Here is a 16,084-nt window from a genome sequence, read left to right on the forward strand (position 1 = left end):
GGACCGCATCCACGGAACCGGACCGCTAAGAACTCCACACCCACCGCGGCACCCGCGGTTTGGTCCAGGTGTGATAGCCGGCATCACCCACCTGCGACGGTGAGTGGTTCGACTAAGATTGAATGAGTCGAAATTTTCGAGGCACGTTCTGCCATCAGCAGTTGAATAGACACCCAGGCGCGGAAATCGCGCGCCTCAGAGAGGAACGGCCACAGTGGCTGAAGATCAAAGGAACTCCGGCGGGGGCAACCCGCGCCAGTTCAACAAGCCGGATTCCGGCAGCCGTGGCCGTGGCCCCACTGGCGGTGACCGCCGCGAGGGTGGTTACAAAGGTGGCGCCGACCGTCGTGAGGGTACTTACCGTCCGTCCGGTGACCGCAACGAGGGCGGATACCGTGGCTCGAGTGACCGTCCGGCGGCCGACCGTCGCGAAGGTGGCTACCGCGGAAACACCGACCGTCCCTCCGGCGACCGCCGTGAGGGTGGCTACCGTCCGGCGGGCGACCGTCGCGAAGGTGGCTACAAGGGTGGCGACCGCAACGAGGGCGGATACCGCGGAAACACGGACCGTCCCTCCGGCGACCGCCGCGAAGGCGGATACAAGGGCGGGGACCGCCGTGAAGGTGGCTACAAGGGCGGGGACCGTCGAGAGGGCGGATACCGTCCGTCGGGCGACCGCAACGAGGGCGGCTACCGCGGCAACACGGACCGCCCTTCCGGAGACCGCCGCGAAGGCGGATACCGCGGCTCGAGCGATCGTCCCTCCGGCGACCGCCGCGAAGGCGGATACCGCGGCTCGAATGATCGCCCCTCCGGCGACCGCCGTGAGGGTGGCTACAAGGGTGGCGACCGCAGCGAGGGTGGATACCGTGGCTCGAGCGATCGTCCCTCGGGCGACCGTCGCGAAGGTGGCTACAAGGGCGGGGACCGTCGAGAGGGCGGATACCGTCCGTCGGGCGACCGCAACGAGGGCGGCTACCGCGGCAACACGGACCGTCCCTCCGGAGACCGTCGCGAAGGCGGATACCGCGGCACCACGGATCGTCCTTCGGGCGACCGCCGCGAAGGCGGCTACAAGGGCGGCGACCGCCGCGAAGGCAGCTACCGCGGAAACACGGACCGTCCCTCCGGCGACCGCCGCGAAGGCGGCTACAAGGGTGGAGCCCGCAACGAGGGCGGTTACCGCGGCAACACGGACCGTCCCTCGGGCGACCGTCGAGAGGGCGGATACCGTCCATCGGGCGACCGCAACGAGGGCGGCTACCGCGGCAATACGGACCGTCCCTCCGGCGACCGCCGCGAAGGCGGATACCGTGGCTCGAGCGATCGTCCCTCCGGGGACCGTCGCGAAGGCGGCTACAAGGGCGGCGACCGCCGCGAAGGCGGATACAAGGGCGGGGACCGCAACGTGGGCGGATACCGCGGCACCACGGACCGTCCCTCCGGCGACCGCCGCGAAGGCGGCTACAAGGGTGGAGCCCGCAGCGGTGGTTTCGACCGGCCGCGCCGCGAGAACCTCGGCGACGACACCCGGTCCTTCCCTGGTGTGGCCGAAGGCGAGCGCGCCGCGCACAATCCCGCCGACCTGCGCAGCGCCAACCGCGCCGACCGACCGCGCTCCCCGGAGATCGATGACGACGTCACCGGCAAGGAACTGGACCGCGTCACGAAGGCCGAACTGCGCTACCTCGACGAGAAGAACCTCGACTGGGTCTCCAAGCACCTCGTCATGGCGGGTCGCCTGATCGACCTCGAGCCCGAGCTCGCCTACGAGCACGCCTTGGCCGCCAGCCGCCGCGGCGGCCGCGTCGCCGTCGTCAGGGAAGCGGTGGGTCTGACGGCCTACGCGGCGGGCAACTACGCCGACGCGCTGCGCGAGTTCCGGACGTTCCGCCGCATCAGCGGATCGAACATCCACCTCCCGATCATGGCCGACTGCGAGCGTGGTCTCGGCAAGCCCGAGAAGGCGCTCGAATTGGCCCGGAGCGACGAGGCAAAGATGCTCGACGCCCCCGCGCAGGTCGAGATGGCGATCGTGGCCTCCGGCGCGCAGACCGACCTCGGCCACCTCGAGGAGGCCTTGGCCGAGCTGCAGATTCCGCAGCTGGACATCAACCGCGCGTTCTCGTTCAGCCCGCGCCTCTTCGCCGCCTACGCGGATGCCCTGGAGGCATTGGGCAAGAACGAGGAGGCCGCGCTGTGGCGCCGCCAGGTCAGCGTCGCGGAAAACGCCCTGGGCGTCGGCGAGTTCGCCGAGCCGGAGATCATGGACTTCGACGAGGACGACGAGGACGAGCCGCAGCGCAAGCCCCGTGCCAAGGACGTCGTCGAGCAGGCGCCGGCGGCCGCCGGAATCGACGCCGAGGACGGTCTGCGGGACGTGTCGGTTGAGACGGGGGCCAACCCGGACGCCGACGCGACCGCGCCCGCCGCGACCGGCGACGACGCCCTGCCCGGCCACACCGAGGGTGACATCGATCCGGACAGCACCGATGACTGGGACTCCACCGACGAGCCGGACCTGGATCCGGACGACGACGAGGACGACGACGAGGACGACGAGCGCGCAGAGGATGGGGCCGAGGCCGACGACGCCGACGCTCCCGACCCCGCCGCCGCCCAGGATCCGACGACGATCGACCCCAGCGACGACGACCGCTAGGAAGGCCGCTTGCCCATGTTGATCGCGGGTTACGACGCCGTTCTCTCGGATCTCGACGGCGTCGTGTACGCCGGCCCCGGTGCGATCGAGGGTGCCATCGAGTCCCTCGGGCGCCTCGCCGGGGCCGGCGTGGAACTGGCCTACATCACCAACAACGCCTCCCGATCGCCGGGGGCCGTGGCCGAGCACCTGCGTGACCTCGGCGCCCCGGCGACCGCGGAGCGTGTGTTCGGCTCGGCCGACGCCGGGAGCGACCTGCTGGCCGGCCTCATCGGACCCGGCGGGCGGGTCCTGGTCGTGGGGAGCGGCTACCTCCGCGACTGCGTCGCCGCCCGCGGGCTCCGGCCGGTGGGAGCCGCCTCGGATCGACCCGATGCCGTGATCCAGGGATTCGACCCAGCGCTCGGCTGGTCGGACCTGGCCCAGGCGTCCTACGCCGTTGCCGGCGGCGCCGTCTGGGTGGCCACGAACACCGACCTGACGATTCCCCGCGCAGAGGGCATCGCCCCCGGCAACGGGGCGCTGGTCCAGGCGGTCGCCGCGGCGACGGGCACCGTCCCGCACGTCGCGGGAAAACCCGAGCCCCGCCTGTTCCACCGCGCCGCCGAGCGCCTCCGGTCCGCCCGGCCGCTGGTGGTGGGGGACCGGCTCGACACCGACATCCTCGGTGGCAACCGCGCCGGCTACGCGACGGCCGTCGTGTTCACCGGCATCGACTCTCCCCGCAGTGTCCTCGCGGCGCGCCACGCGGAACGGCCGGACTTCCTGCTGAACGACCTCACGGACCTGTACCGCCCCTATCCGGCCGTCGAGGCCAGCGGCGCGGGGTTCGCCTGCGGCGACGCCCGCGCCACGGCCGACGGCGGACTCCTGCGTGTCGACGGCTCGCCCGAGGACCTCGACGCCTGGCGCGCCGCCTGCGCCGCCTGGTGGTCGGCGCATCCGCGGGCGGACGCCCCGACGACGCCGGAGCCCGAGTTCACGGCCGGCTGAGTGTCCCCGCCCGATCGCCGAGCCAGCCAGATGGAGGATTCCGTGACCCAGCAGGACCCCACGCCCGTGGAGCCGCGCGCCGCCGACTGGCCCGGCGTGTCGCCGACCACGGGAGACCCCGGCATCGACGCGCGCCTCGCGCCGCTGGACGAGCTGCCGGCACTGCCCCTGGCGGACCACCGGGCGGCCTACGAGTCCGTCCACGACGACCTGCGCGCCGCGCTCGACGACAGCGGCGCCGAGGCATGACGCGTTTGGACCAGACGCTCGTCGCCCGGGGCCTCGCGCGCTCGCGCACGCACGCCGCCAAACTCGTCGGCGAGGGGCGCGTGCTGGTCGACGGCGTCCCCTCGCCCAAGGCCGCCCGCGCGGTCGACGACGGCAGCGTCGTCGAGGTCCTGCCGGCGGACGATGCGGACTACGTGAGCCGCGCCGGGCACAAGCTCGCCGGCGCCCTGGAGGTCTTCGGCTCCGTCGGCGTCGCCGGCAGGCGCTGCCTCGACGCCGGGGCCTCCACCGGCGGCTTCACCGACGTGCTGCTGCGCCGCGGGGCGGGCCGCGTCGTCGCCGTCGACGTCGGACACGGGCAGATGGTGCCGCAGCTCCGGGATGACCCGCGCGTCGACGCGCGGGAGGGCCTGAACGTCCGCCACCTGGACCCCGCCGACATCGGCGGCCCGGTGGACCTGGTCGTCGCGGATCTCTCCTTCATTTCCCTGACCCTCGTCGTCCGGCCCCTGGCCGCCGCGACACGCCCCGGCGGCGATCTGGTTCTCATGGTCAAGCCGCAGTTCGAGGTCGGCCGCGACAACCTGGCCCGCACCGGCGTCGTGACCGACCCGGGCTGGCGTCGGCGGGCCGTCGAAGGGGTCGTGGCGGCCGGAACGACGGCCGGGCTGCGGCTCGCCGGCCTCGCCCGGAGCCCGCTGCCGGGACAGGACGGCAACGTCGAGTTCTTCCTGTGGATGCGCCGGCCCGACGGCGGGGCTTCTCCACCGGGGGCGAACGCGGCGGCCGTGCTCGCGGGAGTTGACTATTCTTGAGGTGAACCCCGCCCCGTGGATACGCGGGCATCGGGCAGCCGCCGACGGAAGGAACGCATGAGAAGGATCCTGGTCCTGGCGCACACCGGCCGGACAGACGCGCTGCAGGCCGCCCTCGACACCTGCCTGAGCCTTCGCGCATCGGGACTGATCCCGGTGATGCGGCGCCTTGAATTGCAGAATCTGCGCAACACGATCGACGGCGAGACCCTCGAGGTCGAGATCCTCGGGGAGGACGCCGAGCTGGACCAGATCGACCTCGGCATGGTTTTGGGCGGCGACGGCACCGTCCTGCGCGCGGCGGAACTGGTGCGGAACTCGGCCGTCCCGCTGCTCGGCGTCAACCTCGGACACGTGGGGTTCCTTGCCGAGAGCGAGCGCGCCGACCTCGAGCAGACCGTGGAGTGGGTGGTCAACCGGGAGTACACCGTCGAGGAGCGCATGGCGATCGACGTGCAGGTCTGGCTGGGCAACCGGCGGACCGCCCACACCTGGGCCCTCAATGAGGCCGCCGTCGAGAAGGCCAACCGCGAGCGGATGATCGAGGTCGTCATGGAGGTCGACGGGCGCCCGATCAGCACCTTCGGCTGCGACGGCATGGTCATGGCCACGCCGACGGGCTCCACGGCGTACGCCTTCTCCGCCGGCGGGCCGGTGGTGTGGCCGGAGGTCGAGGCGCTGGTCATGGTGCCGATCAGCGCCCACGCGCTCTTCGCCAAGCCGCTGGTCGTCGCGCCGACGTCGACCATGGCCCTGGAGATCCTCACGCGCACCGACGCGCAGGCGGTCCTGTGGTGCGACGGGCGCCGCACGGTCGACCTCCCGCCGGGTTCGCGCGTCGAGGTCACGCGGTCCAAGAAGCCGGTCCGGCTGGCCCGCGTCAACCGGACGCCCTTCAGCGAGCGACTGGTCCGGAAGTTCGAACTGCCCACCCGCGGGTGGCGCGGTCCCGTGCCGGCGCAGGACCGCGAGACGGCGACGAGTGCGATCCCCCTCGTCACCCCGGCCATGCAGGTCGTGGAGCCCCGCCACTACGAGCCCCGCGCCGAAACGGAGCACCGCCCGTGATCGAGGAAATCCGCATCACCGACCTCGGCGTGATCGACGGCGCCACGCTGCCACTCGGACCGGGGCTCTCCGTGGTCACCGGCGAGACCGGCGCGGGCAAGACGATGGTCGTGACCGCCCTCGGCATGCTGCTGGGCAGCCGCACGGACTCCGGCGCCGTGCGGCACGGCGCGAAGCAGGCCGTGGCCGAGGCGACGGTGCGATTGCCCCGCGACAGCGCGGTGCTGGCGCGCGCCGAGGAGGCCGGCGCCCTGGTGGACCCGGACGGCGACGTCGCCGAACTGATCATCGCCCGTGTGCTCAGCGCCGAGGGCCGCAGCCGTGCGGCGGTCGGCGGGCGCGCGACCCCCGTGGGCGTGCTGGCCGAACTGGGCGAGGGCCTGGTGGCCGTCCACGGCCAGACGGACCAGTTGCGGCTCAAGGGGGCCGTGGCGCAGCGCGATTCCCTCGACAGGTTCGCCGGCGCCCCGCTCGTGGGGCCCCTGGCGGAGTACCGCCGCGCGTTCGACCGGTGGAAGGAGGTCCGCGCGACGCGCGAGGAGCTGGTGTCCCAGTCCCGCGAGCGGCTCCGCGAAGCCGAGGCGCTCCAGCTGGCCCTGGAGGAGATCGACGCGGTGGACCCCGAGCCGGGGGAGGACGACACCCTGAAGGCCCACGCCCAGCGTCTCGCCAACGTGGAGGGCCTGCGCACGGCCGCCACGGTGGCGAAGGGCGCGCTGGCTGCCGACGAGTTCAGCGACGGGCCCGACGCCGTGGTGCTGATCGACGCCGCCAAGCGCGCGCTCGAGCAGGTCGAGGAGGACGACCCCGCGCTCAAGGACCTGGCCGGCCGCCTCGCGGAGATCGGCTACCTCATGGCCGACGTGTCCGCCGAGCTGGCCAGCTACGCGTCCTCGCTCGATTCGGAGGGCCCGGAGCGCCTCGGGGAGATCGAGTCCCGGCGTGCGGACCTCAACCGGCTCATCCGCAAGTACGCGCCCAGCGTCGACGAGGTCATCGCGTGGGCGCAGCGGGCGCGCGGCCGGCTCGACGAGTTGCAGGACGACTCCGGCCGCATCGATGCCCTCACCGCGGAGGAGGCCGAGCTGTCCGCCGCGCTGGATGCGCTGGGAGAGACGATCAGCACCGTGCGCGGTGACGCCGCGGCGCTTCTGTCCGAGCGCGTCAGCGCCGAACTCGCCGCGCTGGCCATGCCGGACGCGCGCTTCGTCGTCGAGGTCCAGCCGACCCTGGAACACTCCCGGAACGGCCGGGACGACATCCGGATGCTGTTGCGCCCGCACGCCGGCAGCGCGCCGCGGCCGCTGGGGAAGGGTGCCTCCGGGGGCGAGCTTTCGCGGGTCATGCTGGCGATCGAGGTGGTCCTCGCCGAGGCCGACCCCGTGCCGACCTTCGTCTTCGACGAGGTGGACGCCGGGGTAGGAGGCAAGGCCGCCGTCGAGATCGGCCGCCGGCTGGCGATGCTGGCCCGGCACGTGCAGGTGATCGTGGTGACGCACCTGCCGCAGGTGGCCGCCTACGCCGACCGGCACATCCGTGTGATCAAGAACTCCGACGCCGCGGCGGACGGCGGCGCGGGGTTCACGGCCAGCGACGTGGTGCTGCTCGACGACGCCCAGCGCGTGCGCGAACTGGCGCGGATGCTCGCCGGCCAGGAGCACTCCGACACCGCGCAGGCGCACGCCGAGGAGCTTCTGGCCGAGGCGCAGCGGGCAGTGGCGGCGTTCTGACGGGTCGGTCGGCTACAGTGATCCCGACCCGTCCGGCGAAATGATGGTAGGCTCGAATTCCGTGGTGCAGCGAACTTTTTCCCGTGATTCCCGGTCCTCCGAAACTACCAAACAGATCTTCGTCACCGGTGGCGTGGCCTCGTCCCTGGGCAAGGGACTGACGGCTTCCAGCCTCGGTCACCTGCTTCGGGCGCGCGGCCTTTCCGTCACCATGCAGAAACTGGATCCGTATCTGAACGTCGATCCCGGAACGATGAACCCGTTCCAGCACGGGGAGGTGTTTGTCACCGACGACGGATCCGAGACCGACCTCGACATCGGCCACTACGAGCGCTTCCTCGACGAGAACCTCGACGGCTCGGCCAACGTGACCACCGGGCAGGTGTACTCGACCGTCATCGAGAAGGAACGCCGCGGCGACTACCTCGGGGACACCGTGCAGGTCATCCCGCACATCACCGACGAGATCAAGCGGCGCATGCGCCTGCCGGCGGAGTCCCAGAACGCTCCGGACGTCATCATCACCGAGATCGGCGGCACGGTCGGGGACATCGAGTCCCAGCCGTTCCTCGAGTCCGCCCGCCAGGTCCGCCAGGACATCGGGCGCAACAACGTCTTCTTCGTCCACGTGTCGCTGGTGCCGTTCATTGGCCCCTCGCAGGAGCTCAAGACGAAGCCCACCCAGCACTCCGTGGCCGCGCTGCGGTCCATCGGCATCCAGCCTGACGCGCTCGTCATCCGCTCGGACCGCGAGATCCCCGAGGACATGAGGGTCAAGCTCGGCCGGACCTGCGACGTGGACGCCGAGGCGGTCATCAACTGCGCCGACGCGCCGAGCATCTACGACATCCCGGTCACGATCCACGAGCAGGGATTGGACGCGTACATCGTGCAGTCCCTCGGCATGAAGTTCAAGGACGTCGACTGGAGCGAGTGGAACCGCCTGCTGGACGCCGTCCACAACCCCCGGCACACCATCGAGGTCGCGCTGGTCGGCAAGTACATCGACCTTCCGGACGCCTACCTGTCCGTCACCGAGGCGCTCCGCGCCGGCGGGTTCGCCAACAAGTCGAAGGTCTCCATCCGCTGGGTCCCCTCCGACGACTGCGCCACCGAAGAGGGCGCGGCCGCCGCGCTCTCCGGCGTTGACGCGATCTGCGTCCCCGGCGGATTCGGCATCCGTGGCCTCGACGGCAAGCTCGGCGCGCTGACCCACGCCCGCGAGCACCGGCTGCCCACCCTGGGCCTGTGTCTGGGGCTGCAGAGCATGGTCATCGAGTACGCGCGCAACGTCGCCGGGCTCGCCGGCGCGTCGTCGACCGAGTTCGACCCGGACACGGAGTTCCCGGTCATCGCCACGATGGCCGAGCAGCTGCACATCGTCGAGGGCAAGGGCGACATGGGGGGCACCATGCGCCTGGGCCTGTACGAGGCCACCCTCGCGGACGGCTCCGTGGTCGCCGAGACCTACGGGGCGACGAGCGTCTCGGAGCGGCACCGGCACCGCTACGAGGTCAACAACGCCTACCGCGCGCAGCTCGAGGAGGCCGGGTTGGTGTTCTCCGGCACGTCCCCCGACGGAAAGCTCGTCGAGTACGTCGAGCTCCCGAAGTCCGTGCACCCGTACTACGTGTCCACGCAGGCGCACCCGGAACTGAGCTCACGGCCGACGCGCCCGCACGCGCTGTTCGCCGGGCTGATCAAGGCCGCCCTGGAGCACCAGAAGGCCGGGAAGTAGCCATGCGTCCGGAGGGTGGCGGCGGGCTGGCCGACGAGGTCAGCCGCCGCCACCTGCTGTCTTCCGAGACCGTGTACCGCGGCCGCATCTGGGACGTCGTGCAGGACCGCTTCGAGTACTCGACGGACCAGGAACCGCTCGTGCGCGACTACATCGACCACCCCGGCGCCGTGGCCGTGGTGGTGCTCGACGACGACGGGCGCGTCCTGCTCCTGAACCAGTACCGCCACCCCGTGGGCATGACCCTGTGGGAGATCCCCGCCGGCCTGCTGGACGTGGACGGCGAGCCGCCCGTCGACGCCGCGGCGCGCGAGCTGGCCGAGGAGGCGGACCTGACCGCCGCCACCTGGCACGTGCTGGCCGACATGTTCAATTCGCCCGGATCCTCCAGCGAGGCCATCCGCATCTTCCTGGCCCGCGGCCCCGCGGAGGTCCCCCACGGGCAGCGCCACGCGCGCACGGACGAGGAAGCCGACATGGAAATCCGCTGGGTCCCCCTGGCGGAGGCCGTCGACGCCGTCCTCGCCGGCCGCATCCACAACCCCTCGGCCGTGGCGGGCATCCTGGCCTGCCGGGCGGCGTCCTCCGGCGACTTCGCCGCCTTGCGGCCGTCGGACGCGCCCTGGGAGGCCCATCCGAAGCTTCGCGCGACGGATCCGGCGGCGACGGATCCGGCGGCTACGGATCCGACGGCGGCCGACGCGCCGCCGTCCGGGTCCTGAGGGCGGCCGACCGTGTCGGCGGTGATTGCTGAGGGGGTTCCGGGCGGCAAGCAGGACCCGCGGGCCGCGCTCGAGGGAACCCGTCCGGGCCGGCAGATGTCCGCCTACCTGCAGCACCTGGCCGTGGAACGCGGCATGGCCCTGAACACCATCGCCGCGTACCGGCGCGACTTGGCCCGCTACGCCACCTTCCTCCAGGCGCGCGGCGTCGGGTCGGCCGAGGCCGTGGACGGCCGGACCCTCACGGACTTCGCGCAGGCGCTCCGCGACGGATCGGACGGCGGCTCGCCCCTGAGCGCGCGGTCGGCCGCCCGCTGCGTGGTCGCCGTCCGCGGCCTCCACCGCTTTTGGGCCCTGGAGGGGACGACGCCGGACAACCCGGCCGTCGACCTCCACCCGCCGGCCGCAGGCCAGCGGCTCCCCAAGGCCATCAGCGTCGCCGAGGTGACGGCGATCCTCGAGTCCGTGCCGACCGAGACCGAGGCCGGGCAGCGCGACCGGGCGCTGCTGGAGTTCCTGTATTCCACCGGGGCTCGCATCAGCGAGGCCGTGGGCCTGGACGTCGACGATCTCCACCTGGAGCGGCCGGAGGACGGCCCCGCGGTGGTGCGCCTCTTCGGCAAGGGGTCCAAGGAGCGGATCGTGCCGCTGGGCTCCTACGCCGCGAACGCGCTGGACTCCTACCTGGTCCGCGGCAGGCCGGTCCTCGCGGCCAAGGGCGTCGGCACGGCCGCGCTGTTCCTCAACGTGCGCGGCGGCCGGCTCAGCCGGCAGTCCGCGTGGACGGTGCTGAAGGCCGCGGCGGAGCGCGCGGGGATCGACAAGCCCGTCTCGCCGCACACGCTGCGGCACTCGTTCGCGACCCATCTCCTCGAAGGCGGCGCGGACGTGCGCGTCGTGCAGGAGTTGCTGGGGCACGCCTCCGTGACCACCACGCAGGTGTACACCCGCGTGACCGCAGAGACGCTCCGCGAGGTCTACGCCGCCGCGCACCCGCGCGCCCTCGCCTAGGCCGCGGCAGCCGAACCCCACGCCGCCCGAACGACGGGCCCGAAGACCGGGCCGCAACGCGGACCGGAAACCGGCCGCGGCGCCGCGGCTACACTGGGGCCATGCCCGTCGCCGTCGTGTTGTGCCTGCCCGTCCGCGAGGGCGACGGAACCGTCTGGGTCCTGCTGGGCCGCAAGAAAAAGGGCTTCGGGCGGGGCAAGACGGTCGCGCCGGGCGGGAAGGTCGAGGCCGGAGAGAGCCCCGCCGAGGCCGCCGCACGCGAGCTCGCCGAGGAGACCTCGCTCGTCGCGGACCCGCGGGACCTCGAGGACGTGGCGAGCATCGCCTTCAGGTTCCCGGCGCGGCCCGCGTCGGACATGGACTGCGTGGTGTTCCTGGCCCGCGCCGCGGTCGGGACCGCCCGCGAGTCGGACGAGTTGGAGCCCGCCTGGTGCCGGGCGGACGCGCTGCCCACCGCGGCGATGTGGGACGACTCGTCCCGCTGGCTTCCGGAGGTCCTCGCGGGCCGGCGTCTCGACGTCACGGTGGTGCTGGGTCCGGACAACGAGACGGTCGCCGGCTACGTGGCCGTCGACAGGAGCGCATTCGACGGCAGGGTCACCGACGGGACCGCCGTCGCCCGGACCGACGTCGCCCGGACCACCGGGGACCCGGGACCCGGCCCGCCCCCGCCGCCGGGACCGAACGGGTCCCGGTCGGCGCGAACGGGGCCCGGCGCCTAGAGGTGGCGCTCGTCGGGGCCGTTGTACTCCGACAGCGGGCGGATCAGCGAGTTCGCGGCGCGCTGCTCCATGATGTGGCTGGTCCACCCGGTGATGCGCGAGGCGATGAACAGCGGCGTGAACATCTGCGTGTCGAAGCCCATCAGGTGGTACGTGGGGCCCGCCGGGTAGTCGAGGTTCGGCTTGATGTTCTTCGCCTCGCCCATGGCCTGCTCCAGGCCGTCGTAGAGGCCCAGCATCTCGTCGCGCCCGAAGTGCTCGATCATCGCGTCCAGCGCGGACTTCATCGTGGGAACCCGCGAATCGCCCTTCTTGTAGACCCGGTGCCCGAAGCCCATGACCTTCTTCTTCTGCGCCAGCGCGTCCTCCATCCACGCCTTGGCCCGCGTGGCCGCCTCCGCCCGCGACTCGTCCTTGCGGATGCCGATCTCCTCGAACGTGTGCATCACGGCCTCGTTGGCCCCGCCGTGCAGCGGCCCCTTGAGCGCGCCGATGGCGCCGACGACCGCCGAGTGCAGGTCCGAGAGCGTCGACGTGATGACGCGGGCGGTGAAGGTGGAGGCGTTGAAGGAGTGCTCCGCGTAGAGGACCATCGAGACGCGGAAGGCGTCGACGACCGCCGGCGCCGCCTCCTCGCCGAACGTCATCCACAGGAAGTTCTGCGAGTAGTCGAGGTCCTCGCGCGGCTCCACGGGTTCCTGCCCCCGCCGGCGCCGCTGGTCGTACGCCACGGCCGCGGGGAACTGCGCCAGCAGCGACTTCGCCTTGCTCAGCTCCGCCTCGCGGGAGGAGTCCTCCGCCAGCGGGTGGTTGGCGCCGAGCACGGACACCGCGGTCCGCGCCACGTCCATCGGGTGGCAGGTCAGCGGCAGCAGGTCGATCGCTGCCTTGACGTTCGCCTCCATGGCGCGGTGCGAGCGCTCGAACGCGGTGAATTCCGCGAGCTCGTCGGCGGAGGGCAGCTCCCCGGTCCACAACAGCAGGGCGACCTCCTCGAAGCTCTTCCGCGCGGCGAGCTCCTGCACCGGATAGCCCCGGTAGAGCAGCGAGTTGGTGTCCGGATTGACCTTCGAGACGGCCGTGTAGTCGGCCACGACCCCGTCGAGCCCCTTCTTGATGTCCTTGATGTCGGTCTCGCCCATGGCGGTGCTCTCCTTCGAACTCTTACGGGTTGGCGTTGTTGCCGTCGATGTCCAGGCCGGGGACCTGGAAATTGAAGATGCCGGTGTCGAAACGGTTGTAGGCCTCGTAGTCCACTAGCTCATAGAGTCTCACGCGGGTCAGCATATTCGGCACCTCGCTCTCCTGGGTGCCGTGTGCGGCGATCGCGTCGAGCGTCCGCTCGGCGGCGCCCATGGCGCTGCGCAGCAGGGTGACGGGATAGATGACCATCGCGACGCCTGCGTCGGCCAGCTGGCGCCGCGTGAACAGGTCGCTCTTGCCGAACTCGGTCATGTTGGCCAGCACGGGCACGTCCACCGCCGCGCAGACGGCGGCGAACTCGGACACGTCGCGCATCGCCTCCGGGAAGACCGCGTCGGCCCCGGCGTCGACCAGGGCCTTCGCCCGGTCGATCGCGGCGTCCAGCCCGTCGACGGCGCGGACGTCGGTGCGCGCCATGACGAGGAAGTTCGGGTCGCGCCGCGCGTCGGCCGCCGCGGCGATCCGCTGGACCGCCGTGTCGAGCCCGACGACGTTCTTGCCGTCGAGGTGGCCGCAGCGCTTGGGGTTGAACTGGTCCTCGATGTGGCAACCGGCCAGCCCGGCGTGCTCCAGCTCCTGGATGGTCCGCGCGACGTTCATCGGCTCGCCGAAGCCCGTGTCGGCGTCCACGAGCGACGGGAGATCCGTCATGCGGGCGATCTGGCCGGCACGCTGCGCCACCTCGGTGAGGGTCGTGAGGCCGATGTCCGGCAGCCCGAGGTCGTTGGCGAGCACGGCGCCGGAGATGTAGACGCCGTCGAAGCCCTTCTCCTCGATGAGCCGCGCGGACAGCGGATTGAAGGCGCCCGGGAACTGCCGCGCGGTGCCCGGCACCAGCAGGGAGCGCAGGGCGGCGCGCTTCTGCTCCGGCGTGACCGTGGAGTACAGCATGCTAGAACAACCCCTTCGGCGCGGCCGCGAGGTCGACGACTCCCGGCGCGGCCTGGATGTTCAGCTGGTCCAGCTCGCCGGCCGCCAGCTGGGGGAGCCGCTCCGCGGCGGCCAGGAAGCGCTCGATCTCGGCGGGCTCCACGAGCCCCTCGGCCAGGGTGCGGAACTTGTGGACGTACTGTTCGCGCGCGAACGGCCGCGCGCCGAGCGGGTGGGCGTCGGCCACCGCAATCTCGTCGGTGACCACCGTGCCGTCGGCCAGCGTGATCTCGACCGAGCCGCCGAAGGCCTTCTCCGCGATGTCCACCGAGTGGTAGCGCCGCGTCCACTCCGGGTCCTCCTCGGTCGTGACCTTGTGCCACAGCTCCACGGTGTCCGGGCGCGCGGCGCGCCCGGGGGAGTAGGAGTCCACGTGGTGCCACGCGCCGTCCTGGAGGGCCACCGTGAAGATGTAGGGGATGGAGTGGTCCAGGGTCTCCCGCGACGCGGTGGGGTCGTACTTCTGCGGGTCGTTCGCCCCGGAGCCGATGACGTTGTGCGTGTGGTGGCTGGTCTTGATGAGGACGGCGCGCACGTTGGCGGGGTCCGTGGTCTCGGGGTGCTCGCGGTGCAGCTTGCGTGCGAGGTCGATCCACGCCTGCGCCTGGTACTCCGCGGAGTGCTCCTTGGTGTAGGTGTCCAGGATCGCGCGCTTGGGCTCGCCCGCCGCCGGGAGGGGCACCTCGTAGCGGGCGTCGGGCCCGTCGAGCATCCAGGCGATGACGCCGTCCTCGCCCTCGTAGATCGGCACGGGGGAGGTCTGGCCGCGCATGGCGCGGTCGGCGGACTCGACGGCCATCTTGCCGGCGAACGCGGGGGCGTGCGCCTTCCACGTGGAGATCTCGCCCTTGCGCGACTGCCGGGTCGCCGTGGTGGTGTGCAGGCCCTGACCGACGGACTGGAAGATGGTCTCGACGTCGAGCCCCAGCAGCGTCCCGATGCCCGCGGCGGCCGAGGGGCCGAGATGGGCCACGTGGTCGATCTTGTGCTTGTGCAGGCAGATGGACTTCACGAGGTCCACCTGGATCTCGTAGCCGGTCGCGATCCCGCGGACGAGGTCCCGGCCCGAGGCGCCGGTGTGCTGGGCGACGGCGAGGATCGGCGGGATGTTGTCGCCGGGGTGGGAGTACTCGGCGGCCAGGAAGGTGTCGTGGTAGTCGAGCTCGCGGACGGCGACGCCGTTGGCCCACGCAGCCCATTCGGGCGAGACCCGCTCGGCGATGCCGAAGACGCAGGCGCCGCGGCCGCCGGTAGAGGGCCCGTGCGCGAGCGCCTGGGCGCGGGCGGCGACGATGGGCCCACGGTTGAGCGAGGCGATGGCCACGGAGGCATTGTCGATGACGCGGTTGATGACCATCTCGGTCACCTCGTCGGTGACGTCCACCGGGTCGGCCGCGACGGCCGCGATCTTGTGGGCGAGCTGGTCCTCGCGGGGAAGGTTCTCCTCGGAGCGGTACACGCGGACGGCGTGGTTGATCATGGGGTGTCCTCTCTGGATCCTGCATGGGCTTTGATGTGGTCGAGACTGTGGTGGAGGTGCAGCATCGTGGCCGCGGCGGCGAGCTCCGGGTCGCCGGAGGCGATCGCCCGCGCGATCGCGGCGTGTTCCGCGGCGGATGCGCGCAGCCGCTGCGGGTCGTCCTGGGCCAGCCGGCGGACCCGGGCCAGGTGCACGCGCAGGCCGCGCAAGGCCTGCTCGAGGTACGGGTTGTCGACCGCCGCGTCGACCGCGGCGTCGAGTTCGGCGGCGAGGCCGTAGTAGGGGGCGCTCGGCTCCCGCGGACCGATGTGTCCGGCGGCCGCGGAGAAGCGCTCGGCGAGGGCGGAGAACGGGGCCGCGACGCCGGAGCGCGCCGCGATGCGCGCCGCCTCGACCTCCAGCGCCCGCCGCAGCCCGAAGAGGTCGTCGACGTGCTCGAGCGAGACGTCGGAAACGACCGCGCCGCGGCCCCGCTGCTGGACGGCCAGGCCGTCGGCGGCCAGCCGCGACAGCGCCTCGCGCAACGGCGTCCGCGACACGCCGAGCCGTTCGGCCTGCTCGACCTCGCCCAGGACCGTGCCCGGCGGAAGCCGCCATTCCACGATGTCCCGACGCAGCTCCGCGTAGGCCCTATCACTTGCCCTCATGGGACCAGTGTATACAGTAATGCGTGGAATTGCCCGCCGTTCGCCGCCCTAGTCCGTCCGCTGAGCGATCAGACGCCCAATGTGTATACACGCACCTTGAGGCCGTGTGACGCGCACCATACTCTGGGGGAAGCG

The 16,084-nt window shown here is 72.0% G+C and carries 14 protein-coding genes; 10 read left to right on the forward strand and 4 right to left on the reverse strand.

The features are described from left to right. Positions 1–214: 214 nt before the first annotated feature. From ACETWP_RS12710 to ACETWP_RS12755, 10 genes are all read left to right on the forward strand, one after another. Entirely contained in the window at positions 215–2,662 is a 2,448-nt protein-coding gene (locus ACETWP_RS12710; protein ID WP_373972629.1) for a hypothetical protein, read from the forward strand. Between the two features lie 15 nt (positions 2,663–2,677). After that, the gene (locus ACETWP_RS12715) at positions 2,678–3,655 is read left to right on the forward strand and encodes an HAD-IIA family hydrolase (protein ID WP_373972723.1); all 978 of its coding nucleotides are present in this window, start codon (positions 2,678–2,680) and stop codon (positions 3,653–3,655) included. Positions 3,656–3,697: 42 nt separating this feature from the next. Further along, positions 3,698–3,904, forward strand: coding sequence for a hypothetical protein (locus tag ACETWP_RS12720; protein WP_373972630.1), 207 nt, complete (start codon positions 3,698–3,700; stop codon positions 3,902–3,904). Continuing rightward, positions 3,901–4,698 carry a TlyA family RNA methyltransferase gene (locus tag ACETWP_RS12725; RefSeq protein WP_373972631.1) on the forward strand — a complete coding sequence of 266 codons (798 nt, stop codon included), beginning with the start codon at positions 3,901–3,903 and terminating at the stop codon, positions 4,696–4,698. Before ACETWP_RS12720 ends, ACETWP_RS12725 begins: the two co-directional genes overlap by 4 nt. Positions 4,699–4,755: 57 nt before the next feature. Beyond that, complete coding sequence (locus ACETWP_RS12730) at positions 4,756–5,766, forward strand: NAD kinase (protein ID WP_373972632.1); 1,011 nt, start codon at positions 4,756–4,758, stop codon at positions 5,764–5,766. Further along, on the forward strand, positions 5,763–7,496 hold the full coding sequence (gene recN / locus ACETWP_RS12735) for a DNA repair protein RecN (RefSeq protein WP_373972633.1): 1,734 nt from the start codon (positions 5,763–5,765) through the stop codon (positions 7,494–7,496). Before ACETWP_RS12730 ends, recN begins: the two co-directional genes overlap by 4 nt. Before the next feature lie 43 nt (positions 7,497–7,539). Beyond that, entirely contained in the window at positions 7,540–9,234 is a 1,695-nt protein-coding gene (gene pyrG, locus ACETWP_RS12740; RefSeq protein ID WP_373972634.1) for a CTP synthase, read from the forward strand. Between the two features lie 2 nt (positions 9,235–9,236). After that, the gene (locus ACETWP_RS12745; protein ID WP_373972635.1) at positions 9,237–9,956 is read left to right on the forward strand and encodes an NUDIX domain-containing protein; all 720 of its coding nucleotides are present in this window, start codon (positions 9,237–9,239) and stop codon (positions 9,954–9,956) included. Between the two features lie 21 nt (positions 9,957–9,977). Beyond that, complete coding sequence (xerD, locus tag ACETWP_RS12750; protein ID WP_373972724.1) at positions 9,978–10,967, forward strand: site-specific tyrosine recombinase XerD; 990 nt, start codon at positions 9,978–9,980, stop codon at positions 10,965–10,967. A 101-nt stretch (positions 10,968–11,068) separates the two neighbouring features. Beyond that, on the forward strand, positions 11,069–11,689 hold the full coding sequence (locus ACETWP_RS12755; protein ID WP_373972636.1) for an 8-oxo-dGTP diphosphatase: 621 nt from the start codon (positions 11,069–11,071) through the stop codon (positions 11,687–11,689). Here the strand turns inward: ACETWP_RS12755 and ACETWP_RS12760 are convergent. From ACETWP_RS12760 to ACETWP_RS12775, 4 genes are read right to left on the reverse strand one after another with little or no spacing between them, the layout of a single operon-like run. Further along, positions 11,686–12,831: a bifunctional 2-methylcitrate synthase/citrate synthase gene (locus ACETWP_RS12760; protein ID WP_373972637.1), complete on the reverse strand. Its 1,146-nt coding sequence runs from the start codon at positions 12,829–12,831 to the stop codon at positions 11,686–11,688. The two genes, ACETWP_RS12755 and ACETWP_RS12760, sit on opposite strands and share 4 nt — an antisense overlap. Before the next feature lie 22 nt (positions 12,832–12,853). Further along, positions 12,854–13,783, reverse strand: coding sequence for a methylisocitrate lyase (prpB, locus tag ACETWP_RS12765; protein ID WP_373972638.1), 930 nt, complete (start codon positions 13,781–13,783; stop codon positions 12,854–12,856). A 1-nt stretch (position 13,784) separates the two neighbouring features. After that, complete coding sequence (locus tag ACETWP_RS12770; RefSeq protein ID WP_373972639.1) at positions 13,785–15,302, reverse strand: MmgE/PrpD family protein; 1,518 nt, start codon at positions 15,300–15,302, stop codon at positions 13,785–13,787. After that, entirely contained in the window at positions 15,299–15,949 is a 651-nt protein-coding gene (locus ACETWP_RS12775) for a GntR family transcriptional regulator (protein ID WP_373972640.1), read from the reverse strand. The genes ACETWP_RS12770 and ACETWP_RS12775 overlap by 4 nt, the downstream gene beginning before the upstream one ends. Positions 15,950–16,084: the final 135 nt, after the last annotated feature.

It is taken from the genome of Arthrobacter halodurans (assembly GCF_041877255.1).
GTDB classification, from domain to species: Bacteria; Actinomycetota; Actinomycetes; order Actinomycetales; family Micrococcaceae; genus Arthrobacter_N; species Arthrobacter_N halodurans.